This window comes from Pseudomonas sp. Bc-h (genome assembly GCF_002080045.1).
Classification (GTDB): Bacteria; Pseudomonadota; Gammaproteobacteria; order Pseudomonadales; family Pseudomonadaceae; genus Aquipseudomonas.
In genome coordinates, this window is the sequence record NZ_MUIN01000001.1 from 442122 (window position 1) to 465272 (window position 23151).

General features: G+C 61.3%; 18 protein-coding genes. 12 read left to right on the forward strand and 6 right to left on the reverse strand.

Features of this window, described 5'->3' with window-relative positions; genetic code table 11:
* Positions 1–7: 7 nt before the first annotated feature.
* Positions 8–1348, reverse strand: coding sequence for an MATE family efflux transporter (locus BWR59_RS01915; RefSeq protein ID WP_081563949.1), 1341 nt, complete (start codon positions 1346–1348; stop codon positions 8–10).
* A gap of 363 nt (positions 1349–1711) precedes the next feature.
* Between BWR59_RS01915 and BWR59_RS01920 the strand changes: the two genes are divergently transcribed.
* Positions 1712–6640 carry an alpha-2-macroglobulin gene (locus tag BWR59_RS01920; protein ID WP_081563950.1) on the forward strand — a complete coding sequence of 1643 codons (4929 nt, stop codon included), beginning with the start codon at positions 1712–1714 and terminating at the stop codon, positions 6638–6640.
* 121 nt (positions 6641–6761) lie between these two features.
* On the opposite strand, the gene BWR59_RS01925 is transcribed toward BWR59_RS01920, so the two are convergent.
* Complete coding sequence (locus tag BWR59_RS01925; protein ID WP_074752012.1) at positions 6762–7055, reverse strand: hypothetical protein; 294 nt, start codon at positions 7053–7055, stop codon at positions 6762–6764.
* Positions 7056–7153: 98 nt separating this feature from the next.
* On the opposite strand from BWR59_RS01925, the gene pbpC reads away from it, so the two are divergent.
* Positions 7154–9505 (forward strand): peptidoglycan glycosyltransferase PbpC, encoded by a 2352-nt coding sequence (pbpC, locus tag BWR59_RS01930; RefSeq protein WP_081563951.1) that lies wholly within the window; start codon positions 7154–7156, stop codon positions 9503–9505.
* Positions 9506–9895: 390 nt separating this feature from the next.
* On the opposite strand, the gene BWR59_RS01935 is transcribed toward pbpC, so the two are convergent.
* Together BWR59_RS01935 and BWR59_RS01940 are read right to left on the reverse strand one after the other, a co-directional pair.
* Positions 9896–10303 (reverse strand): response regulator, encoded by a 408-nt coding sequence (locus BWR59_RS01935; RefSeq protein ID WP_081563952.1) that lies wholly within the window; start codon positions 10301–10303, stop codon positions 9896–9898.
* Positions 10304–10350: 47 nt separating this feature from the next.
* Positions 10351–10545 (reverse strand): Flp family type IVb pilin, encoded by a 195-nt coding sequence (locus BWR59_RS01940; protein WP_081563953.1) that lies wholly within the window; start codon positions 10543–10545, stop codon positions 10351–10353.
* A 319-nt stretch (positions 10546–10864) separates the two neighbouring features.
* On the opposite strand from BWR59_RS01940, the gene cpaB reads away from it, so the two are divergent.
* Genes cpaB through BWR59_RS01980 form a run of 8 tightly spaced genes read left to right on the forward strand, consistent with a single transcriptional unit; the run spans position 10865 to position 18357 of the window.
* On the forward strand, positions 10865–11812 hold the full coding sequence (cpaB, locus tag BWR59_RS01945; protein WP_081563954.1) for a Flp pilus assembly protein CpaB: 948 nt from the start codon (positions 10865–10867) through the stop codon (positions 11810–11812).
* Positions 11813–11833: 21 nt separating this feature from the next.
* The gene (locus BWR59_RS01950; RefSeq protein WP_081563955.1) at positions 11834–13090 is read left to right on the forward strand and encodes a type II and III secretion system protein family protein; all 1257 of its coding nucleotides are present in this window, start codon (positions 11834–11836) and stop codon (positions 13088–13090) included.
* Positions 13087–14283, forward strand: a complete 1197-nt coding sequence (locus BWR59_RS01955; RefSeq protein WP_081563956.1) for a pilus assembly protein — start codon at positions 13087–13089, stop codon at positions 14281–14283. The genes BWR59_RS01950 and BWR59_RS01955 overlap by 4 nt, the downstream gene beginning before the upstream one ends.
* Positions 14284–15546 carry a CpaF family protein gene (locus BWR59_RS01960; RefSeq protein WP_081563957.1) on the forward strand — a complete coding sequence of 421 codons (1263 nt, stop codon included), beginning with the start codon at positions 14284–14286 and terminating at the stop codon, positions 15544–15546.
* Between the two features lie 21 nt (positions 15547–15567).
* Positions 15568–16452 carry a type II secretion system F family protein gene (locus BWR59_RS01965; protein WP_143490736.1) on the forward strand — a complete coding sequence of 295 codons (885 nt, stop codon included), beginning with the start codon at positions 15568–15570 and terminating at the stop codon, positions 16450–16452.
* 1 nt (position 16453) lies between these two features.
* Positions 16454–17341, forward strand: coding sequence for a type II secretion system F family protein (locus tag BWR59_RS01970; protein ID WP_081563958.1), 888 nt, complete (start codon positions 16454–16456; stop codon positions 17339–17341).
* Between the two features lie 9 nt (positions 17342–17350).
* Positions 17351–18079, forward strand: coding sequence for a tetratricopeptide repeat protein (locus BWR59_RS01975; protein WP_081563959.1), 729 nt, complete (start codon positions 17351–17353; stop codon positions 18077–18079).
* Positions 18076–18357, forward strand: coding sequence for a DUF3613 domain-containing protein (locus tag BWR59_RS01980; protein ID WP_081563960.1), 282 nt, complete (start codon positions 18076–18078; stop codon positions 18355–18357). The genes BWR59_RS01975 and BWR59_RS01980 overlap by 4 nt, the downstream gene beginning before the upstream one ends.
* A gap of 122 nt (positions 18358–18479) precedes the next feature.
* Here the strand turns inward: BWR59_RS01980 and BWR59_RS01985 are convergent, their stop codons facing one another.
* Positions 18480–19247, reverse strand: a complete 768-nt coding sequence (locus tag BWR59_RS01985) for a response regulator transcription factor (protein ID WP_081563961.1) — start codon at positions 19245–19247, stop codon at positions 18480–18482.
* A 149-nt stretch (positions 19248–19396) separates the two neighbouring features.
* Complete coding sequence (locus BWR59_RS01990; protein ID WP_081563962.1) at positions 19397–19867, reverse strand: prepilin peptidase; 471 nt, start codon at positions 19865–19867, stop codon at positions 19397–19399.
* A gap of 75 nt (positions 19868–19942) precedes the next feature.
* On the opposite strand from BWR59_RS01990, the gene BWR59_RS01995 reads away from it, so the two are divergent.
* Positions 19943–20401, forward strand: coding sequence for a TadE family protein (locus tag BWR59_RS01995; protein WP_081564001.1), 459 nt, complete (start codon positions 19943–19945; stop codon positions 20399–20401).
* Entirely contained in the window at positions 20391–23150 is a 2760-nt protein-coding gene (locus BWR59_RS02000; protein WP_081563963.1) for a PAS domain-containing sensor histidine kinase, read from the forward strand. Before BWR59_RS01995 ends, BWR59_RS02000 begins: the two co-directional genes overlap by 11 nt.
* Position 23151: the final 1 nt, after the last annotated feature.

Below are 23151 nucleotides of genomic sequence, written 5' to 3' on the forward strand. Positions count from 1 at the left end.
TGTGGGCTCAACCTTGAAACCAACCACCACTGCGGTTCAACCGTCTGGCGATATACCCCAGGGTTAAAGCCCTCAGTGCCATGAACAGCAGAAACGCCACCCACAGCCCATGGTTGCCGAGCCCGCTGGATAGCCAGGCGAACGGGGCGGCGATGAGCGCAGTCAGCACCATGGCGTTGCGCATTTCCCGTGCGCGAGTGGCGCCGATGAACAAGCCGTCGAGCAGATAACTCCAGACCGCCACCAGAGGCAGCAAGGCAAGGTAGGGCAGATAGACGTAAGCAATTTCCCGCACTTCTGAAATGTCGGTCTGCATGTCAACGAACAGGTGCCCGGCGAAGAGGAACAGCACGGCGAATGCCACACTGCAGATCAACGACCAACCACCGGCCACGTTCAGCGAGCTTCGCAAGGCTTCACGGTTTCGGGCGCCGATGGCATGGCCACAGAGTGCTTCCACCGCGTGGGCCAGCCCGTCGAGTGCATTGGCGGTGAGCAGCAGTCCGTTGAGCAACAGGGCGTTGGCGGCCACCGTGGCATCGCCCAGTCGCGCGCCTTGCACGGTGATCAGAAAAAACACCGACTGCAGCACTAGGCTGCGAATGAAAATGTCGCGGTTGACCCCCAGCAGCGGCTTCCAGCTTTGCCAACGTTTCAGGGCGGCCAGCGCCAGATGCCCCGGGTATTCGCGCAGGCCCTTGTGAGTCAGGGCGAGTCCCAGCAACACGCCGACCCATTCAGCCAGCACCGACGCCCGGGCGCTCCCGACAACGCCCCAGTCCAGACCAAGAACGAACCACAGGTTCAACGCGATGTTGACTAGATTGGTGGTGAGCAAAATCGCCAAAGGCGCGCGGGCGTTCTGCAGGCCCAGGAACCAGCCGACCAGGGCGTAGCTCGCCAACGCGGCGGGCAGGCCGAACAATCGGGTATGGAAGAAGTCGCGGGTCAGGTCGTTGAGATCGGCCGAGGGTTGCATCATCTGCAGCGCCAGATGCTGAAAGGGCAGGCCGACCAAACCCAACAGCACAGAAAAGCCCAGCGCCAGCAGCAGCCCCTGCGTCAGCACCTGACGCAATGCAGCGCCATCCTTACGTCCCGCGGCCTGGGCAGCGAACCCGGTGGTGCCCATCCGCAAGAAGCTCATGGCCCAGGCCAGAAAGCTGTACAACGTCCCGCCGACCGCCACAGCGCCCAGTTGATGAGCGTGAGGCAGGTGGCCGATGACGGTGCTGTCGACCAGCGAGACCAGCGGCACCGAAATGTTCGACAAAATCATCGGTGCGGCCAGCGCCCAGACCTGTCGGTGGGTGGCGCGCTGACGCCAGTCAGTCAGAAAGTTGGGCATGAACGCTCGGCAGATGAAAGGGCACAAGAAGGGCTGCATTGTAACGGGATGAAAGCGCCAACGTGGATCAACTGTAGGAGCTGCTGGAGGTTTGGGACAGCCCGGGCCGCGATCGGATGATGCGGTGGGTCAGTCGCAAATGCGGTCGTCTGACCCACCGCTTCGTCCGAATCGCGGCCCGCACCGTCGTGACCTCCGGCGTCTCCCACAGGGATTGTGGCGTGCTGCAGATCTGGGTTTGGTGGTTTGAGCCCTGCGAACAAACGCACAAAGCCAGGGTCTATTCCCGCGCCGCGCTTTACGATCAGGTTTGCGGTGCTATAACTGCTGCTCCTCATAATAACTGCCGCCAATGAGTGCCTCATGCTTAACAAAGGATTGTTCCTGGCCTGCGCGCTGGTACTGCTCAGTGCCTGTGATTCCTCCACGTCCGATAAACCTGCTCAGGCCCCGGCAACCCCCGCCGCGCCCGCGACGCAGCCGGCGGCAGCAGAGGCTGCCAAACCCAAACCCGCGGTCGACATCCCTGCGCTGAGCAAACGCTACGCCGGGCGTGAGCTGACGGTGGTCGATGTTTCGGAAATCCAGCTCGATGGCGCTAGCACGCTGTCGCTGAGTTTTTCCGTGCCGCTGAATCCTGATCAGAAGTTTGCCGAGAAAGTGCATCTGGTCGACAGTGTCAATGGCAAGGTCGATGGCGCGTGGGAGCTGTCCGACAACCTCATGGAATTACGCCTGCGACATCTGGAGCCCAAGCGCAAGCTGGTGCTGACCGTCGACCCGGGGCTGGCCGCCGTCAACAACAACACCTTGGCGGCTGAATATTCGGCGCGTCTGGAAACCTCCGACCTGCAAGCCACGGTAGGCTTCGCCAGTCGCGGCAGCCTGTTGCCGACCCGGCTGGCTGAAGGCCTGCCAGTAATCGCGCTGAACGTCGACAAGGTCGATGTGGAATTCTTCCGTATCAAACCCGATTCGCTGCCAGCATTTCTCAGTTCCTGGGAAGGCTCGTCCAGCCTGCAAAGCTATGAATCCAAGGAACTGCTGCCCATGGCCGATCTGGTCTACGGCGGCCGCTTTGATCTCAACCCTGCGCGCAACACCCGCGAAACCGTGCTGCTGCCGATTGCCGGACTCAAGCAGTTGCAGCAACCGGGTGTGTATCTGGCCGTGATGCGCGCCTCCGGCACCTACAACTATTCCCAACCGGCGACATTGTTCACCCTTAGCGACATTGGCCTCTCTGCCCATCGCTACAGTAGCCGCCTGGACGTCTTCACTCAGGCGCTCGAAGGCGGCAAGGCGCTTAACGGCGTCGATCTTGAGCTGTATGACGACAAAGGCCGCGTGGTCGGCCAAGGCAAGACCGACAACGCTGGCCACGCCGAGCTGCCACTGCCTGCCAAGGCCGAAGTGCTGCTGGCCCATCAGGGCGAACAGACCAGCATGTTGCGCCTGAACAGCGCCGCGCTGGATCTGGCGGAGTTCGATATCACCGGCCCGCAGGCCCATCCGTTGCAGTTCTTTATCTTCGGCCCTCGGGATTTGTACCGTCCGGGCGAAGTGGTGCTGCTCAACGGCCTGCTGCGCGACAACGACGGCAAAAGCGTGAAACCGCAGCCGATCACTGTGGAAGTGCGTCGCCCCGATGAACAGGTCAGCCGCAAATTCGTGTGGGATGCTGACGCCAGCGGGCTCTACCAATATCAACTGCAACTGTCGGACGAAGCGCCGACCGGTCGCTGGCAATTGGTGTTTGACCTGGGCGACGGCAAGCCGCAGTTGTACGAATTCCAGGTCGAGGACTTCCTCCCGGAACGCATGGCCCTCGAACTCAAGGGCAGTGAGACACCGCTGGCACCTGATGCGGCGTTCGACATCTCCATCAACGGTCGTTACCTGTATGGCGCGCCTGCGTCAGGCAATCGCCTGACCGGCCAACTCTACGTGCGTCCTCTGCGCGAAGCGGCGCCGGCGTTACCGGGTTATCAATTCGGTTCGGTGACCGAAGAAGACCTCAAGCAGGATCTGGAAGTCGAAGACAGCACCCTCGATGCCAATGGCGAGTTGGACCTGAGTATCGACAGCCAATGGGCCAAGGCTCGTTCGCCGCTTGAGCTGGTGCTGCAGGCCAGCCTGCAAGAGTCCGGTGGCCGGCCGATTACCCGGCGTCTGACTCAGCCGGTCTGGCCTGCAGACAAACTGCCGGGGCTGCGCGGGCTGTTCGATGGCGAGGCAACTGATGGCGACGGCCCGGTGGAGTTCGAAGTGCTCATGGCCGACGCCGAAGGCCACAAACTGGCCGCCGATAATCTCAAGGTGCGGTTGATTCGCGAGCGTCGCGACTACTACTGGAACTACTCCGACAGTGACGGCTGGAGCTATCACTACAACGAAAAATTCCTGAACCTGTCCGAAGAAACCCTCAGCGTGAAGAAGGATTCCACGGCGAAGATCAGCTTCCCGGTGGAGTGGGGCCCTTACCGCGTTGAAGTTGAAGACCCAGAAACCGGCTTGATCAGCAGCGTGCGTTTCTGGGCCGGTTATCGCTGGCAGGACAACGCCGAAGGCGGCGCCGTGCGGCCCGATCAGGTCAAGCTGGCGCTGGACAAACCGGCCTATGCCGATGGCGACACCGCGAAGGTCACGGTCACGCCGCCGAGTGCGGGTAAGGGCTATCTGCTGGTGGAATCCAGCGAAGGCCCGTTGTGGTGGCAGGAGATCGACGTGCCTGCTGAAGGCAAGACCTTCGACATTCCTATGGACAAGAAATGGGCGCGCCATGATTTGTACGTCAGCGCGCTGGTGATTCGTCCGGGTGAGCGCAAGGCCAATGTCACGCCGAAACGCGCGGTGGGCGTGCTGCACCTGCCGCTGGATCGCTCGCAACGCAAGCTTGCGCTGACGGTTACGGCACCCGAGAAGATGCGGCCCAAACAGCCGCTGAAACTCAAGGTCAATGCGAAGAACGCAGACGGCTCGATTCCCAAGGATGTACACGTGCTGGTCGCGGCAGTGGACGTCGGGATCCTCAACATCACCGAATACGCCACGCCGGATCCGTTCGCCAGCCTGTTCGGGCGAAAGGAATATGGTGCCGATCAGCTGGATATCTATGGCCAGTTGATCGAGGCCGGGCGCAATCGGCTTGCCAGTCTGGCATTCGGTGGCGACGCCGCGCTTGCCAAGGGTGGCAAACGTCCGGAAACCAGCGTGACCATCGTCGCCCTGCAAAGCGCGCCGGTGACCTTGAATGAGCAGGGCGATGCCGAAGTCAGCGTCGACATTCCAGACTTCAATGGCGAGCTGCGAATCATGGCGCAGGCCTGGACTGATGAACGCTATGGCATGGCCGAGGCGAAAACCATGGTCGCCGCGCCGCTGATTGCCGAGCTGTCAGCGCCGCGTTTCCTGGCCGGTGGCGACCAGACCAAAGTAGCGCTGGATCTCTCGAATCTGTCGGGCAAGGCGCAGAAGCTCAATGTGCAGGTCAGTGCCGAGGGGCAGTTGAGCCTTGGCGAGGCGGACGCAGCAAAAGTCGTGAGCCTGACTCAAGGCCAGCGCACCACGCTGCAAATCCCGGTGAAAGCTCAGGGCGGATTCGGCCAGGGCGTGATCAAGGTCACGGTCAATGGCCTGGATCTACCGGGTGAGAGCCTTCCCGCGTTCAGCCGGGAATGGACCATCGGCGTGCGCCCTGCGTATCCGGCGATGCTCAGGCAATATCGCGCGGTGCTCAAGGATCAGGCGTGGAGCCTGCCGGACGGGGCGCTGGACGCCTTCGAACCTGCGGGGCGCGAAGCCTTGCTCTCGGTGTCGAGTCGTCCGCCGCTGAACCTGGGCGAGCAGATCCGCGCGTTGAAGGCCTACCCTTACGGCTGTCTGGAACAGACCACCAGCGGCCTCTACCCGTCGCTTTACGCCGATGCCGCCACGCTCAAGCGCCTGGGGCTGGAAGGCGAGCCGGATGCGGTGCGCAAGCGCAAGATCGAAGTGGGTATCGAGCGCTTGCTGGGCATGCAGCGTTACAACGGCAGTTTCGGCCTGTGGGGCGCGGACGGCGAAGAAGAATACTGGTTGACGGCATACGTCACCGACTTCCTGCTGCGCGCCCGCGATCAGGGCTACGCGGTGCCGCCGGATGCGCTGAAGAAGGCCAACGAGCGACTGCTGCGCTATTTGCAGGAACGCAATCAGATCGAGGTCAACTACAGCGAAAACGCCGATCACACCCGCTTTGCGGTGCAGGCTTATGCGGGGCTGGTGTTGTCGCGCAGTCAGCAGGCGCCGTTGGGTGCGCTGCGCAGCCTGTTCGACCGTCGCAGTGATGCGCGTTCCGGGCTGCCGCTGGTGCAGCTGTCCATCGCGCTGGAAAAAATGGGCGACAAACCCCGTGCCGATCAGGCGTTGCTGGCCGGATTGGCAGCGGGTCGCAAGGCCAACGACTGGCTGGCGGATTACGGCAGCCAATTGCGCGATCAGGCATTGATTCTGTCGCTGCTGGAGGAGAACAAACTGGCGTCGGACAAGGTCGAGGATCGGCTGTTCGCGCTGTCCGATCAGGTTGCGGCCAGCCGTTATCTCTCGACCCAGGAACGCAATTCGTTGTTCCTCGCAGGGCGTGATCTGCTCGGCAAGCCAGAAGCCAAATGGGCAGCGACCTTGAACAGCGGCAGCAACAACCGTGAGTTGAGCAACGATCAGCCGGGCGTGAAACTCGACAGCTCGGTGCTGGCCTCACCCTTGACCGTGCAGAACACGGGCGGCGAAACCCTTTACCAGCAGATGACCATTTCCGGCTATCCATCGCAGCCACCGGCAGCCGGTGGCGAGAACCTGAGTATTCGTCGCGACTATCTGGGCATGGATGGCGAAGCGCTGAACCTCAATGCGCTGAAGAGCGGCGAGTTGGTGCTGGTGCATCTGGAAGTCAAAGCCAAGGAGCGTGTGCCGGATGCCTTGGTGGTGGACTTGCTGCCAGCAGGTCTTGAAATCGAGAACCAGAATCTGGCCCAGAGCGCGGCAAGCCTTGAAGACGCCAGCGAGTCGGTGAAGGCGTGGCGTGAGTCGATGGAAAACGCTGGGGTCAAGCACCAGGAATTCCGTGGCGACCGTTATGTCGCGGCGCTCGATCTGCAGGGTTTCAACACAGTGCACCTACTGTACCTGGCTCGCGCCGTGACGCCGGGGACGTATCGCGTGCCGCCGCCGCAGGTGGAGTCGATGTATCGGCCGAACTGGCAGGCCCTAGGTGAGGCGCCCGCGCAGTTGGTGGTGAAAGGCAAGAAGTAGCCCGAAGCTGGGGAAACGGACCTTCTTCCTGTAGCAGTCCGGCTTGCCGGCGGCAGCGTCCTTGAGATCGCTGCCGCCGGCAAGCCGGACTGCTACAGGGTCAGGTGTGTTGGCCTGATGATCAATGAATAATCCAGCTCAGCAGCCACAGCCCCAGAAACAGCCAGATGATCCCCATGATGATCGAGGCGCGCATGAAGGCGCGGATCGCCGAATACAGCAGCATCAGGCCGATGATCAGCGCGATGATGCTGATCAGTGAGGTGTCCATGCCCAGCGTGCGCGACAATCCGTCGACGAAATTGCCACCGGCATGAGTGAACATGTTGAACAACCAGCTTAACCCGTCGACGACGAAGCGGATCACGGCCCCGATTACCTGGCCGAGCCATTCGAAAACGCTTTCTACCTGCATGTCTGCTTCCTGATGAAGGGGATGAAACCAAAAAGGGATTGTTCGCTTTGGCTATCGATTGGCTGGGCGAGTTCCCTGAAGCATAAAGGCTGTTTGGCATGACGCGCGGATTTCTTGTGGGCAAATGGGGGCGTGTCCTGCGCTGGCTCATCGGTAGCCTGCTGTCACTCTGCCTGCTGCTATGGCTTGCTGACCGACTCTGGCCGCTGCCTTTGCCCAAGGATGATCTTGCCCGTGTGGTACTCGCCGAAGACGGCACTCCGCTGTGGCGCTTCGCCGATGCCAACGGCGTGTGGCGCTATCCCGTGACGGTCGATCAGGTGTCGCCGTATTACCTCGAAGCACTGCTGACCTACGAGGATCGTTGGTTTTATCAGCATCCCGGCGTAAACCCGATGGCGCTGGTGCGGGCGACCTGGCAGAACCTCAGCGGCGGGCATGTGGTTTCTGGTGGCAGCACGTTGTCGATGCAGGTCGCGCGGCTGCTTGATCCGCATTCGCGCACGCTGGCGGGCAAGCTGCGCCAGCTGTGGCGAACGGCTCAGCTGGAATGGCATCTGTCCAAGGCTGAGATTCTCGGCCTGTACCTCAACCGCGCGCCGTTCGGTGGCACCTTGCAAGGTGTGGCTGCAGCCAGTTGGGCGTATCTGGGCAAATCCCCGCAACAACTGACGCGCGCCGACGCTGCATTGTTGGCAGTACTGCCGCAGGCGCCGAGCCGGTTGCGTCCCGATCGTCATCCTCAGCGCGCGCAAGCGGCGCGGGACAAAGTGCTGAAACGGCTGGCCGAGTTCAATGTCTGGCCACAACAGGCCGTCAATGAAGCGCTGGAGGAGCCTCTATTGCTGGCGCCACGTCAGGAGCCGAGCCTGGCGCCGCTGCTGGCCCGACGTCTCAACCGCCCCGACAGCCCGCCTTTGATTCGCACGACTCTGGACGCCGTTTTGCAGCGCCGTCTCGAGGACCTGTTGCTTGGCTGGCGCGCGCGGCTGCCTGAGCGCACCTCCGCTGCGATTCTGGTGGTGGAGGCCGAGAACATGGCGGTGCGCGCCTATGTTGGTTCAGTGGACATCGGCGACGCCAAGCGCTTCGGTCACGTGGACATGGTCAGTGCGTTGCGCTCGCCGGGGTCGACACTCAAGCCGTTCCTCTATGGCAAGGCCATGGACACCGGGCTGATCCATTCCGAATCGCTGTTGCAGGACGTCCCGCGGCGTTATGGTGATTACCGTCCCGGCAACTTCTCCTCCGGTTTCAACGGCGCCGTGGCGGCGAGTTCGGCGCTGTCGATGTCCCTCAACCTGCCAGCCGTTCAACTGCTTGAAGCCTATGGTCCGAAGCGCTTTGCCGCCGAACTGCGCAATGGCGGCGTGCCGCTGACACTGCCGCCTCTGGCCGAACCGAATCTGGCGCTGATCCTCGGCGGCGCTGGCAGTCGACTTGAGGATCTGGTGGGCGGTTACAGCGCCTTCGCGCGCGGCGGACGCAGTGCCGATATTCGCTTGCAGCCCAATGATCGGCTGCGTGACCGGCCGATGATGTCGCCGGGCGCTGCGTGGATCATCCGGCGCATCCTCAGCGGGCAGTCACGACCTGATCTGGACCCTCACGCCGAGCTGGTGCAGCGTCCGCAGCTGGCCTGGAAAACCGGCACCAGTTACGGGTTTCGCGACGCCTGGTCTATTGGCGTCGGGCCGAGGTTTCTGATCGGGGTGTGGATCGGACGACCGGACGGCACACCGGTGCCGGGGCAGTTCGGGCTGGCATCGGCGGCGCCTCTGATGCTGCAGGTTCACGACCTGCTGGTGAACCGAGATGCCCAGCGCAATATTGCGCCGCCGGTCATGCCGGTGCCGCTGAACGTCGGTGTCGCGGCGATCTGTTGGCCGTTGGGCCAGCCTATGAGCAAGAGCGATCCCAACTGTCGACGTCAGCGTTTCGCCTGGACGCTGGACGGCACCACGCCACCGACCTTGCAGGCCACCGATCAGCCTCTGGGGTTGGGCTTGCTGGAGAAGATCTGGATCAACGACAAGGGGCTGAGAGTCGGCGCCAATTGCCCTCAGGCGCAGCCGAAGGACGTCGCGCTGTGGCCTGCGCCGCTGGAGCCGTGGTTGCCGAAAACCGAGCGACGGGAAGCGCGCTTGCCCGCCGTCGATCTTTCGTGCCCACCTCAGGGTTTGGGCCTCGCAGCGCCGCTGTCCATCGTCGGCGTGCGCGAAGGTGATCAGCTGCGCTTGCCCGCTGGCAGTCAACAGCAATTGCGTCTGAAACTGTCGGCGCTGGGCGGCAATGGTCGGCGCTGGTGGTTCATCGACGGTGCGCCAGTCGCCGATACCGCCAGTCAGGACAGTTACAGCCACACCTTCAGCCGTCTCGGCCGCTACCAGCTGAGCGTGCTGGACGAAAGCGGGCAGACCGCGCGGGTGGAGTTCAGCGTGGTGGATTGAGTGCAGGCCCGCTGCGCCGCACGTCCGTCCGTAGCCGTCCGGCTTGCCAACGGTAGCGAACGGTTTAATACCAATTGATGAATTGCGCCAGCGCCGTGCAAAGAGTGATATGTCACCCAGCGGTTTGCAGTATCTGGCAGATGGCTGAGCGAGTTGCAGGCGCTTGGGCGGCAGTCTGTGGAAGGTGGCCGACTGTCGGCAAGTAGTGCTGCGCAGTGTGAGAACTATCGCGAGTCTGTCGTCCGCGATGCAGTGTTCTTTCGCAGCCTTGCCGAAGGTGGGAACGTTTCATGGAGAGCCAGCGCCTGTTGCAGGCAGGGGGGTCGGATGATCCCCTGCCTTTTTTTATGCGCTGAAAACGGGAGTCAATCGAGCGTCAGGGCGCGGCTGTTATTGGCCGACCTTGTACACCTTCGGTTCTGGAAAGAGGTTGTTGAGGGTTTCCAGCAGACGGACGTGGTAGATGGGTTTGCGGAAGAGATCCAGCACCTGCAGGCGTAGCAAATCGCTGACATCCTCCATGTCGGCGTGGCCCGAGGTGACGATCACCGGCAGGTGCTGGCGTGACGTGTGCTCGCGCAGGCGCTTGATCAGCGAGATGCCGCTTTCTTCCGGCATCCGCAGATCGGTGATCACCAGCGCAATGTCCGGGTGCTCGGTCAGCAGCTTCAACGCCGCCTTTACCGAGGGGGCGGTGAAGCAGCAGAAACCCTCGCCTTCGAGCAGTTCGGCGAGCTCTTCGTTGGCGTCCTCTTCGTCGTCAACGAGCAGTAGTTGTTGGCGTGTGGGGGCGGGCATTGATACGACCTTGGCTAGTTGATCAGATGGCGAGCAGGCGATTGGAGCTAATCTGCCGCCTCTCCGCCGAGGGCCGTGATGATTTCATTGAACCGGCCTTTGATGGCATCGCCCATTGGCGTGATCATCGCGAACAGCACAAGCGCAACCATGGCGACAATGACTGCGTATTCGATGGCGGAAGCCGCCTCTTCGTTTTTGACGAAGCGACGAAGTAACACTGACAGGTAAGTGAGGAACATCTGACTTCTCCTTTGCGCTGAGTAAGCGCCGTTACGCGTATACAGCGTTTGACAATCCTTCGTACCCACAGCATTGACCCCATTTCGCCACTCCACAATCACAAGAAAGCATTAATCAGAAAGTATTAGTGTCGGGCGGCAGCGCAATCAGTGTCGGCCCTTCGAACGAATGTAATTAGGTGAAATTTCCCACGACTGATGGCGTTTTGGATGACGTCGACTACCTTCATATAGCGAAAAGGATGAATGTTCACAGCCACCTGAATGACAGGTTGTCTCGTAACGTTTTCGAGGTTGTAGTCGGGCATGGGAGGCCGTAATGAGCAGTCGCGTCACGATGGGACTCGCTGTGCTTTTTTTGCTGGGGGCGTTGTTCGCCGGGTATTGGGGTCTGGTCCTGAGTCGTCAGCCGGCGCCTGCTCCTGTCGCCCCTGTCACTCAGACCGAAACGCCGGTCGCTGCGCCTCCCGTGGCCGAAAAGCCGATGGAAGACCCCACCCGCCAGCCTGTGCTGGTGCTCGCCAAAGACCTTCCCGCCTACGCACCCATCAAAGCCGATGACCTGATCGTCGAGCGTCTGAAAGTCGCGCCTCCCGGCAGTTTCGACAAACCCGAAGATGCGGTCGGTCGCATGTCCTGGCGGACTCTTGCGGCCGGGACATGGTTGACTGAAAGCAGCTTCGAAGCCGGTGGCACGCTGGCCCGGATGATTCGTCCCGGTGAACGTGCGCTGGCATTGTCGATCGATGAAATCATCGGTGCTGGCGGCCAGTTGAGCCCTGGCGATTATGTAGACGTGCTGCTCTACCTGCCGCCGGATCAGGCCAGCACCGATCGCAGCGCGCAGACCGTGGTGCCCGCGCTGAGGGTGCTCAGCGTTGGCGCGCTGATGGGGCCTGTGAATCAGGGGCAGGACGATCAGGGCATCAGCCGCGAAGAACGTGCGCAACAGCAAAAGCTCAGAAGCAGCGCTCGCAGCGTGGTCGTCGCCGTTCCGGAAAAACTCCTCAACCGCTTGATGCTGGCGACCCAGGCGGGCCCCCTGCGTCTGGCTGTGCGCAGTGCCGAGGAAAAGAATCTGGAGCGCTACTGGGCAGGCGACTCGGACATTGCCCAGCAGCTGGATACCACCAGCCGCAACGTCACCCACTACAACCAGTTGAGCGTGGGCGGCGGACGCAGCACGCCGGTCGGCGGCAGCGCGCCGCGCACGGTGCGGCCGATTGATGTCATTCGCGGCAACCAGGTCACGCAGCAAACCCCCTGATCGAGCAAGGACTGCACATTCATGAGTAACCGTTTGAAGCCGGTGTTGAACCGTATCGTGTTGGGGTTGCTGTCCGCCGGTCTGTATCAGGGCTGTGCAGTGGCGGCTCCGGGCGGGTGCGCATCGCTTGCGGCCATGCCTGCCGCTCTGGAGATCGGCCAGGGCGTACAGCAGGATATTCGCTCGTCTGTGGCAATCACACGGCTGGCTGTCGGCGATCCGAAGATCGCGGACGTGCACGTCAATGGCGACGACAACGGCGGCTTTCTGTTGACCGGCGTGGCACCGGGCACCACCAGCCTGATGGTGTGGACCAGTTGCTCGACCTCGCCCCGGCAAAGCATGGTCTTCGTGCGTGGCGCTGCCAAAACGGGGATGACCGACGCGCTGTTGCCGCCCTCCGAAGATCCGCTGTTGCCGAGCCAGGTACAGACCGATATTCGCTTTGTGGAAGTCAGCCGCACCAAGCTGAAAGAGGCGAGCACTTCGATCTTCGGCAGGGGCTCGAACAACTTCCTGTTTGGCTCACCTGGCACCGTACCGGGCGTGACCGTAACGCCAGGCACGGTGGGCGGCACGCGGCCGGCGATCCCGCTGAACAACAATAATTTCAACATCGTCTGGGGCGGTGGCAGCAGTAAGGTGCTGGGCATGCTCAACGCCATGGAAAGCAGCGGCTTCGCCTATACCCTGGCGCGACCAAGCCTGGTGGCGTTGAGCGGGCAGAGCGCAAGTTTTCTGGCGGGAGGCGAGTTCCCGGTGCCGGTGCCCAATGGCGAAGGCAACGGCATCTCCATCGAGTACAAGGAATACGGCGTGCGCCTCACGCTGACGCCGACGGTGGTGGGGCGAAATCGCATCGCCTTGAAGGTTGCACCCGAGGTCAGTGAGCTGGATTTCACCGCTGGCGTGACCATCGCTGGCACCACAGTCCCCGCGCTGAACGTGCGCCGCACCGACACCAGCGTGTCCCTGGCCGATGGCGAAAGTTTCGTGATCAGTGGCCTGATCAACACCAGCAACATTGCCTCGGTGGACAAGTTTCCGGGCCTGGGTGACATCCCGATTCTCGGGGCATTGTTTCGCAGTTCACAGATCAACCGTGACGAGCGCGAGCTGCTGATGATCGTCACCCCGCATCTGGTTCAGCCACTGGCCGCCAACGCGCCGCTGCCCGCGCTGCCGGGCGAAAGCCTGCGTAATTACGATCCGAACTTCCTGAAGATGTACTTCCTTGAAAACGGCAATTTCGACCGCCGTAGCGGGTTATCGCAATGAGCCAGGGACCTAGCCTGAGCCAGACCTTTCTGGCCATCACCCGCAACACCACTGACCTGGAATGGCTGCAGGGCGCACTGGCGCCGTTGGGTCAGGTGGTCAGCGCCGGCACTGGCAGCCTGGATGAACTGCTCGCGCTGGTGGACGTGACCTTCGCCAGCGTGGTGTTCGTCGGGCTTGATCGCGAACACCTGATGAACCAGAGCGCGTTGATCGAAGGTGCGCTGGAGGCCAAGCCGATGCTGGCCATCGTGGCCTTGGGCGACGGCATGGACAATCAGCTTGTACTGAATGCGATGCGTGCCGGTGCGCGGGATTTTGTCGCCTATGGTTCGCGTTCCAGTGAAGTCGCCGGGCTGGTCCGGCGCCTGAGCAAGCGTCTGCCCGCGGTGGCACCCAATCCGAACATGGGCGGCCTGACCGTTCTCTATGGTGCCCAAAGCGATGGCGACGGCGCGTTGGTCTCGGCCCATCTGGCGTTGGTCGCCCAGCAGAAAGGTCAGCGGACGTTGTTGCTGGATCTGGGCTTGCCCCGTGGCGATAGCCTGGCAATGCTGAGTCTGGAGGCTTCATTCAATTTCGGCGACGCAGTGCGCCACCTGCGGCGACTCGACTCAACGCTGATCGACAGTGCCTTCACCGTTCACCCCAGCCAGCTGCGCATTCTGGCCTACGCCGACGACGACATGTCGCTGGAGCACACCAGTGCTGCCGAGCTGTACATGCTGCTCAGCGCCTTGCGTCAGCACTTTCAACATGTGGTGGTGAATCTGGTGGGCCAGCCGGACAGCGAGTCGCTGCGGACCTTCGTCGCCCATTGCGACCAGTTGCTGTGGTACGTGAACCAGAACGTCATCGAGTGCCGACGCAATCTGGCGATTCTCAACCTGTGGCGCGAGAAGGGCCTGAAGCTGCAACACGCGGGGCTGTTGGTGGACAAATACCTGCGCCAGGTCACGCCCAATTCCGAAACCCTGGAAAAGACCTTCGGCCTGCCCGCCATGGCGGTGCTGCCGCTGAGCCCCGAGCTGCGTCTGAACGCCAAGAATCAGGGGTTGTCGCTGTTCGAACTGTCGGCCCGAGAGTCGTTGAGCGCGGGTCTGCGCAATCTCGGCGAGCGTCTGGCCACCCAGTCCGAGGACCCCGGAAAATCCGGCGGCGGCTGGCTCACTCGGTTGTGGGGGCGCAAGTAGATGAAAGGCGAAAAACTCTTCGGCGTGTCGTCTCGTCCGGCCGAAAGCGGTGGTGACGGGCAGGGCCTGAAACTGGTGCTGCATCGCTACATCATCGACGCCATTGAAGAGAGCGGGCGCAATCTGCTGGAAGGCACACGCCCGGCGCTGGCGCAGTTCGTCACTGACAAAGTGGCGGAGTACGTGGCCCGCCTGCGACTGGCGATCTCCCGGTACGAGATGGAGCGCCTGGCCGAAGAGCTGGTGGACGAGCTCACAGGTTTCGGCCCGCTGGAGGTCCTGCTGCGAGACAAGTCGGTTACCGAGATTCTGGTCAATGGCCCGAACAAGGTGTTCATCGAGCGCGAAGGTGTGCTGCATCACTCCGACCTGCGCTTCATCGATTCGCATCATGTGGAGCGCGTGATTCAACGCATTCTCGCGCCCCTGGGCAGGCGTCTGGATGAGTCCTCGCCAATGGTCGATGCGCGCTTGCCCGATGGCAGTCGGGTCAACGCGATCATCCCGCCGATTGCGCTGGACGGCCCCTGTGTGTCGATCCGCAAGTTTCGCAAGGACATGCTCAAAAGCTCCGATCTGGTGGCGATGCAGACCATCGACCAACCGATCTATGACTTCCTCGAAAGCGCCGTCAGCAAGCGTTGCAACATCCTCATCAGCGGCGGCACGGGCACCGGCAAGACCACCATGCTCAACGTGCTCAGCCAGATGATTCACAGTCAGCAACGGTTGGTGACCATCGAAGACGTCGCCGAACTGCAACTCGGCCATCCCCATGTAGTGCGTCTGGAAACCCGCCCCCCCAACGCCGAGGGGCATGGCGAAGTGCGCGCCAGCGACCTGATTCGCAACGCCCTGCGGATGCGCCCGGACCGGATCATTCTCGGCGAGATTCGTGGCGTGGAAGTGCTGGATGTGATGACCGCGATGAACACCGGTCACGACGGCTCCATGAGCACCGTCCACGCCAACAATGCGCAGGATGCGTTGCTGCGTCTGGAAACACTGGTCGGTCTGACCGGTCGACAGATTGCCGAGAAGACTCTGCGTCAGATGATCTGCGCGGCGCTGGACGTGATCATCCAGTTGACCCGGATGCCCGATGGTCGACGCTGCGTCAGCGAAGTGGTGGAGGTGGTCGGAACGCGGGATGACGTGTACGTCACCAACACCCTGTTCCGTCTGGACCGCCGTACCGGCTTTGGCTTTTTGCGTGAAGCGATCAACCCGGCGGGCGACAAGCTTCGGCAGCTGGATTACTGAGCGCGAACAGGGAGGTTCAAGGTGAAAGGAGCCATCGTCCTCGGACTGATTTTCATGCTGCTGATGGGGATGTCTCTCTACCTGTTCTATCGCGGGCTGAACAAGGGCGCCAATGAACGGATCATGACCCGCCTGTCGCTGGGGCAGCCCGAGGCGCCTTTTGCCAAGCCGGGGCTGGCACGAGTCGAGCGGGCGTTTTTGCGCGCAGGCCTTGGTAAACCCACAGAGCGCCTGCCGCTTGCCATGTCGATCTGGCTGGGGTCGGTGCTCGTGGGTTATTTGCTCTACGGATGGTTTGGTCTGGCGCTGGGGATTGTGTTGCCTCTGATACTTCTGCGTTTTTTCGTTAGCTTCCGTTATCAGCGTCGGGTGCGGCGGATGATCGAGCAATTACCTCAACTGCTGGACCATACCGTGCGCAGTCTGAAGTCCGGACGTACGCTGGGGGACGCAGTACTGCACAGTATTGACGCGGCAAGCTTCCCGCTTAGCGAAGCCATGTCCCGAATCAGGCGTAATGTACAAATGGGTATCACCCTTCCGGATGCGGTGCAGGATTTTGCCGATCTCTATGAACGCGACGAGTTTCAGTTATTCGCACTGGGCCTGCGCGTCAACCATCGATATGGCGGCAACGCCAGCGAGCTACTGGAAAACCTTATCAGGGTGGTTCGTGAACGGGAACAAGGCGCCCGCCAGCTTCGGGCAATGACCGGGGAAACGCGCATGACAGCGGTAGTACTCGCACTGCTTCCTGTGAGCATGGCGGGGTACTTTCTTGTGGTGAATCCGACCTATCTGTTGCACATGTGGAACGACGATTCGGGGCGCAAGATCTTGCTTGTCGCGTTCACCATGCAGACGTTGGGTTGTCTGGCGCTATGGCGCATGTTGCGGAGTATTTGAAATGGTCTTGTTGCTCAGCGTCCTCTTATTTGCAGCCGCAGGTTTTCTCCTTCTATTGACCGTTGCCCGGCAGCGGCGCAGCGATCGCCAGATCATGTCTCGCCTGCAAGGAGAGATTACCCGCGACAGTCGCGTCGGCAGTCTGTTGCGCGTGCTAGGCGACAGCCGGTTCGGCCAGCGCTCGGTCAGCCTGGACAGCGAAACACAGATCCTGCTCAACCGCATCGGGTGGCGTCGCTCAAGCCAGCGTTCGCTGTTTGCCGCATGCCAGATCGGCGTGCCTCTCGTCGCTGTGTGTTTAGTTCTGTTGGTTCAGATGCTTTTTTTCAACGACTTGAAGTATCCGTTCATGGCTCCGGCATTCGCTTTAGGGTTGGGATATCTGGCCCCAAAGCGTGCGCTTGCCGCCGCTGCTGCGCGTCGACAGAAACGGGCGGTGATTGAAATATCTACCTTCATTCCCCTGCTGCGCATTCTGTTCGAGTCAGGCATGGCAGTGGAACAGGCATTGCGAGTTTTGAGCAACGAAGGACGCCAACTGCTGCCGGTACTTTCATCTGAGTTGCGAGTGATGCTGGTGCGTGTTGATTCAGGCCTTGAGTTGGGTGATGAGTTGAACAAGGCCGCCGCCCTGCTCGCAGTCGATGAGTTCACCGACACCTGCGTGATCCTCAATCAGCTGATTCATCAGGGCGGCGGGGCGATGAAGTCTCTGTTGGCGCTAAAACAGTTGATCGATGACCGTCGCCTGACCCGGTTGCAGGAATACATTTCCAAACTCTCGGCGAAGATGTCAGTGGTGATGATGGTATTCCTGTTTCCTGCTTTGTTGATCGTATTGGCTGGGCCGGGTTTTATCGCCATCAGCAAGGCGCTGAGTTCACATTAGGGAGATCCCATGAAAGGAATGATCGCAGTATTGGGGCTGGTCCTGCTCAGCGGTTGTGCAAGTGACGGCAGCGCCCCTTGGCTGGCGCAAACGACTAGCGTCAGTTGTGCAAAACCCACCTCGGATCAGGAACTGGCCTTGAATATGGCCCAGGACATGGCCGACGAAGGCCGTCTGCACGCAAGCCTGGCAAATCTGGAAAGCCTGCCGCCGAACCTCGCCGAGGTGAGATTGCGCAAGGCGCGAGTGTTGCGTCTGTTGGGCAGCAGTGAGGCCGAGCCGTTGTTCAAGAGCTTGCTGGGCACCTGCCGGGCGGCCGAAGGTGAGCACGGTCTCGGGCAACTGGCGGCAGCGCGCGGAAACAACAAACAGGCCTTGGCGCATCTGCAGGCGGCGGTGAAGCTGTCGCCCACCGACGAGAAAATTCGAAACGACCTTGGCGTGGTTTATCTCAATCAACTGAAGCTTGAGCAGGCGCGCTTCCAGTTCCTGACCGCCATCGAACTCAAGCAGTCCGACACACTGGCTGCGCTGAACATGGTGACGCTGCTGATCTACCAGGATGACTGGACCCAGGCGGCAGCACTGGTCTCGCGCACAGGCCTGACCCCCGATCAGGTGAACGATGCGCAGGCCCGCGCCGACAAACTCAAAAGCGCGCCCATCAGCACGCGAGTCAAACCCGACCGGGTCGCCGCCGTCGTCGATCCAACCGTAGTCGCAGGGAGACAGCCATGAGCGGAATCTTGCTGAGCGGGGTCTGCGTATTTCTCGTCAGCGGTGCAGCCTGGGCCATCGAACCGGGACCGTCCTCGCCTTCGCAGAAACAGACCGAAGCCTGGTTGCAACTGCAAGCCAGTGGCAAGGCGGCGTCCAGCGTCCCGCAGCCCTCAAGCCCCATCGAGCGTGACCTGAGCATGCAGCGCTGGCTGGACAGCTATCAGCACCCGATTCCGGATTTTTATGAGCAGAAGAAGGGCGGCAACGTGTCGAGCGGGAGTTCGGGAGGGAACTGATGAACGGCCTGTGCATTGAACATGACCGGTAGCCGTCCGGCTTGCCGGCAGTGGCGATGCTGAGGGCGCAACCGCCGGCAAGCCGGACTGCTACAACCGGTGGAAAACTCGAAAATGAGACTTCAATGCGCAGTCACACGCCCTCGCGCCGCTGCATTGTTCGGCGATAGCGCCAGTGCCAGTTGGGTGCGGTTGTGCATGTGGGTCAGGCGCAGCACTTGTGAGACATACAGCTTCACGGTGTTTTCGGTGATGCCCAGTTCGCAGGCGATCTGGTAGTTGGTCTGGCCCTTGCTCACCAGCTTGGCGACGTCCAGTTGGCGGGGAGAAAGTGGCTCGAAAATCGCCGGGATCTGGAACTCACCATCGCCCTCGGCAGCGGCGGGTTGAACGATCTGCCGCGACTTGTCGAGGTCTTGGCAGAGGTCGTCGATGGAGGCCGCCAGAAACTGCAGTTTGTCGTTGAGATGGCCAAGGTGCTGAACGTTTTTCACCCGCTCTTCAAGTGATTCTTCCTGACGCTGCACGCCCTGAAGCAGTTCGTTGAGGTCGACGGGTTTCTGGTAGTAATCAGCGATGCCGGCGCGCAGGGCCTTGATCACGTCCTGTTTCTCGGCTTTGCCGGTCAGCATGATGGATTCGAAAATACGCTTTTTGCCGGCCAGCAGCTTCATGGCTTCCACCAGTTCAATACCGTTCAGGCCTGGCATATCCAGGTCGCACAGCACGATGGCTACGCTGCTGTCATCGCGGAATCGTTCGAGCGCTTCACGGCTCGAATAGCAAGGGACGCAGTGATAGCCGCTGCCCTCCAGAAACTCACTGATTTCATCGACGATCAGCGGCTGATCGTCAACCACCAGAACTTTCACTGCCGAATACTTGTTCACTCGCTACTCCCTGCTGCGACGACTGCTGAACCAGGCCCGGCGCCATGGGAATTTTCATGGCTCCGACGGTAGGACTTTCACTGTCCGGGCGTAGGACTAAACCTAGTCTCACTTTCCAACTATGTACATAGAGTGAACTGGCATTTCGTCTACTGAAGACAGAAGGCTGTGGCGGCAAAACCCAGGAACAGAAAGGGTACGAAAGGCTGTTTGGTTGACGTTTCGGGTGCGAGGTTTGGGTAGCGGCGCCTAAGTGGCTGAGCCACATGGGGCCAGATTTTTTGACGCGCTATCAGCCAGAGCAAACTGGCGACTCCCGCCCCGATGAACGTCCCCAGGATGTGCAGAGGGTCGCTGGCCAGCGCCACTGCAATCAGCAGCTTCACATCGCCTGCGCCCAGCCTGTTCAGCGCATAACCCGGCAACGTCATCAACAGCGCCAGCCCCACCGCCCACCACGCCTGCTGCGAAGCGGCGTTCAACCAACTGCTGCCGTTGATCAGCAGGTAGGCGAGAGCGAACAGCCCGCCGCCCAATGTCAGCCAGTTGGAAACCCTTCTGCACCGGGCGTCCTGATCGGCACAAACGGCAAACCAAAGCAGCAGGAAAAGTAAATTCATTGGGTAAAAAACGTCCTGTTTTCCGGAAAGAATCTATGCTCCATGCACGGTAGCACTGTCAGGGTAGACGTCGGCATGCGAAGGATCCCGCACAATTTTTCCCCCTCCAGACAAACAGGCGCGGCCGCCATCGAGTTTGCGCTGGTGTTCGTGATTTTCTTCGCCGTTTTCTATGCCCTGGTTACCTACAGCCTGCCGCTGCTGCTGATGCAATCGTTCAATAACGCCACCGCCGAAGCGGTGCGGCAGAGCGTCGCGATCAGCCCCAGCGCAAACGATTATCTGACCCGGGTCCCTGCCCAGGCCAAGGCAGCCTTGACCAGCCAGTTGTCGTGGATGCCCACCTCGTTGGCATTCAACGTTGCGTCTGACGCCACGGTTTCCTTCGACGGCAAGCTCATCAAGGTTCGTATCGATTACCCCAAAAGCAAGCTGACACAGGTTTTGCCTGTTCTGACATTGCCCGTGATCGGGGACGTCCCGAATCTGCCGACCTACCTCACTGCCGAAGCGAGCCTGCAACTTGCCCCTTAAGAACGAGATTCTCAATCGCTGGCTCGGCCGCGTTGATGCGCCATCCGAGCCACAGCCTCTGCTCGCGGAACCTGCGCCTGTGAGCGCCGACTGGCACATGCAGCTGGACGAGGAGGGCCGCGTGAACAGCATCAGCAAACCATTGCGCCGCGCATTGGGGATTTCGGCGGCGCTGGTGCCGCCCCAGCGTCTGCTGGGTTACCTGATGCCCAGCAGCGCGATGGTGGTGGAGGGTGCGCCGCAGGACTGGCTGGGGCACATGCTGGATCTGGATTTCAAACGGTCAAATGGTCACGTGCTACATACCCGTGGCTGGGTGCAGGCTCAAGGCGAAAGCTGGCTGCTGCAGTTGCTGGACATCGGCGACCTGATGGAGGAGGCCAACGCCGCTCAGAGCCGACAGCAGTGCCTGCGCCTGGCCGGGCAAATCGCCGAGAAGGTCCGGGGTTGTCACGTCGAACGACTGCAGGCCGTGACAGCCGATCAACTGGAAGAGCTGGCGCAGCAGTATCGCGTGCCTTGCCTGGCGCTGGCGCTTGCCGAACCTGGCGGCGCAGGCTGGCGAATTTACGCGCACTACAACGCGCACACCGCGCCGCAGCTATGGCAGGACGGGCAGCGGCTTGGCACTGACCTGGATTCGCTGAACGGCACTGTCACTCATCAAATCGACTTCAGCGCTCCCAGTCATCTGGTCCATCTGCAAAGCGCGTTCGGCAATGCCGAAGGGTTTCTGTTGCCGCACCACAAGGAAGGCTCGGTCAAGGCCTGGTTACTCTTCGGGTTTTACGACGCAGCGCAGCAGGTGCCTGAATTGGGGGACCGGGAGTGGATGAACCTTTGCTCGGCGCTGGCGGGGCCGATTCTGTACCGTCACGCCGATCAGGCCCATCGTCATCAGCTTGAGCGGCTGGCGGTACTTCAGGATTTGCTCGGTACCGGCTGGTGGGAATTGCTGCCCGATACCGACGAGGTGCAGCTGGCGCCGCAACTGGCGCGCACCCTTGGTTTTCCGGAAACCAGCGATGTGCTGCCGTTGGCAACATGGCTGCAATTGATCCACCCGGCAGACCGCCATGAGCTGGAAAGCCGCCTCGCCCTGCTACGCGGTCATGGGACGGCGATGCTCGCCTGTGTGAGGTTGCTGCAGACTGATTCGACGCAAGCGTCGGTGTGGCTGCGCATTCAGGGGCAGGTGTTGGTCAGCGGCCAGACACGGCGGGTGCTGGGCTTCATGCTCGACGTCAGCGACATCAAGAATCAGGAGACCGAAGCGGCTGCCGCTCATGCTCGGCTCGATAATCTGATCGCCAGTTCGCCTGCGGTGATCTACGTCCTGGAATATGACCAGGGCAGCCTCGAGCCCTCGTTTTTCAGCGCCAGCCTCACCCCCCTGCTGGGCTGGAGCCAGGCCGAGTGCGCCGACGGCTTGCTCACCCAGTACATTCACCCCGACGACCGCGATATCTGGTTTCAGCGCACGCGCCAGTTGCTGCGTGAAGGCGTGGTCAGTTGCCGTTACCGCCTGCGTGACAAAAAGGGTGAATACCACTGGTTGCTCGATGAGGCGCGGCTGCTGCGTGACGATCTTGGCATGCCGGTGGAAGCGGTGGGGCTGTGGCTCGATGTCACCGAAGCGACCCAGGCCACCGAACGCGTACGTGAGAGCGAGGAGCGCTACCGGATTCTGGTGGAAGACTCCCCCGCGATGATCTGCCGCTACACGCCGGATTTGATACTCAATTTCGGCAACCGCCCGCTCGCTGACTATCTGGACTGCACCCCGGCGCAACTGCCGGGCATCAATCTGGGCGAGTGGTTCTCTGCCGAGCAGAAAGAGGCGTTTGTGCGGCGCATCGACGAGTTGACGCCCGAGGCGCCGATGAGCACCGCGGAAATCTGTCTGGAGCTGCCGGGCCGCGAACACGCCTGGTGGATCTGGGCTGATCGCGGGGTATTCGACGACAGCGGCAAGCTGATCGAGATTCAGGCGGTGGGCCGCGACAACACGGAAATCCGCCGCACCCGCATGCAGCTCAATCAGAGCGCGAAAATGGCCACCCTCGGTGAGATGGCAACGGGGCTGGCCCACGAGATCAATCAACCGCTCAACGTCATGCGCATGGCGGTGGTCAACGTGCTCAAGCGCCTGAGCAACGGCGACGTCGAGGTCGACTACCTGACCGAAAAACTCAACCGCATCGACGCCCAGGTGCAGCGCGCAGCAAGGGTTGTGAACCATATGCGCGTGTTCGGTCGACGCTCGGAAATCGAGCAGCAATTATTCGACCCCATCGACGCCGTGGACGGCACCCTGAACATGCTCAGCGAAGGCATGAGGGGCAAGGGCGTGGAGCTGAAGATTGGTGAGCCGGGCGCTCGCGTGCAGGTGCGCGGGCATGTGGATCAGCTGGAGCAGGTGCTGATCAACCTGATGGTCAATGCGCGCGATGCGTTGCTCGCAAAACGCGAAAAGAATCGCGACTTCGAACCCTGGATCGCCCTTCACGTGGAGCAGGACGAGCAGAGTGTCTGGCTGATCGTCGAAGACAACGGCGGTGGCATCGATCCGCGCCTGCTGGAGCGCATTTTCGAGCCGTTCTTCACCACCAAACCGGTGGGTGTCGGCACAGGGCTCGGGTTGTCGGTGAGCTATGGCATCGTCGAGCAGATGGGCGGGCGGTTGAGCGTCAGCAACTCCAGCGAAGGGGCGTGCTTTCGCATTGCGTTGCCGGTTGTGCGGGAGTGAC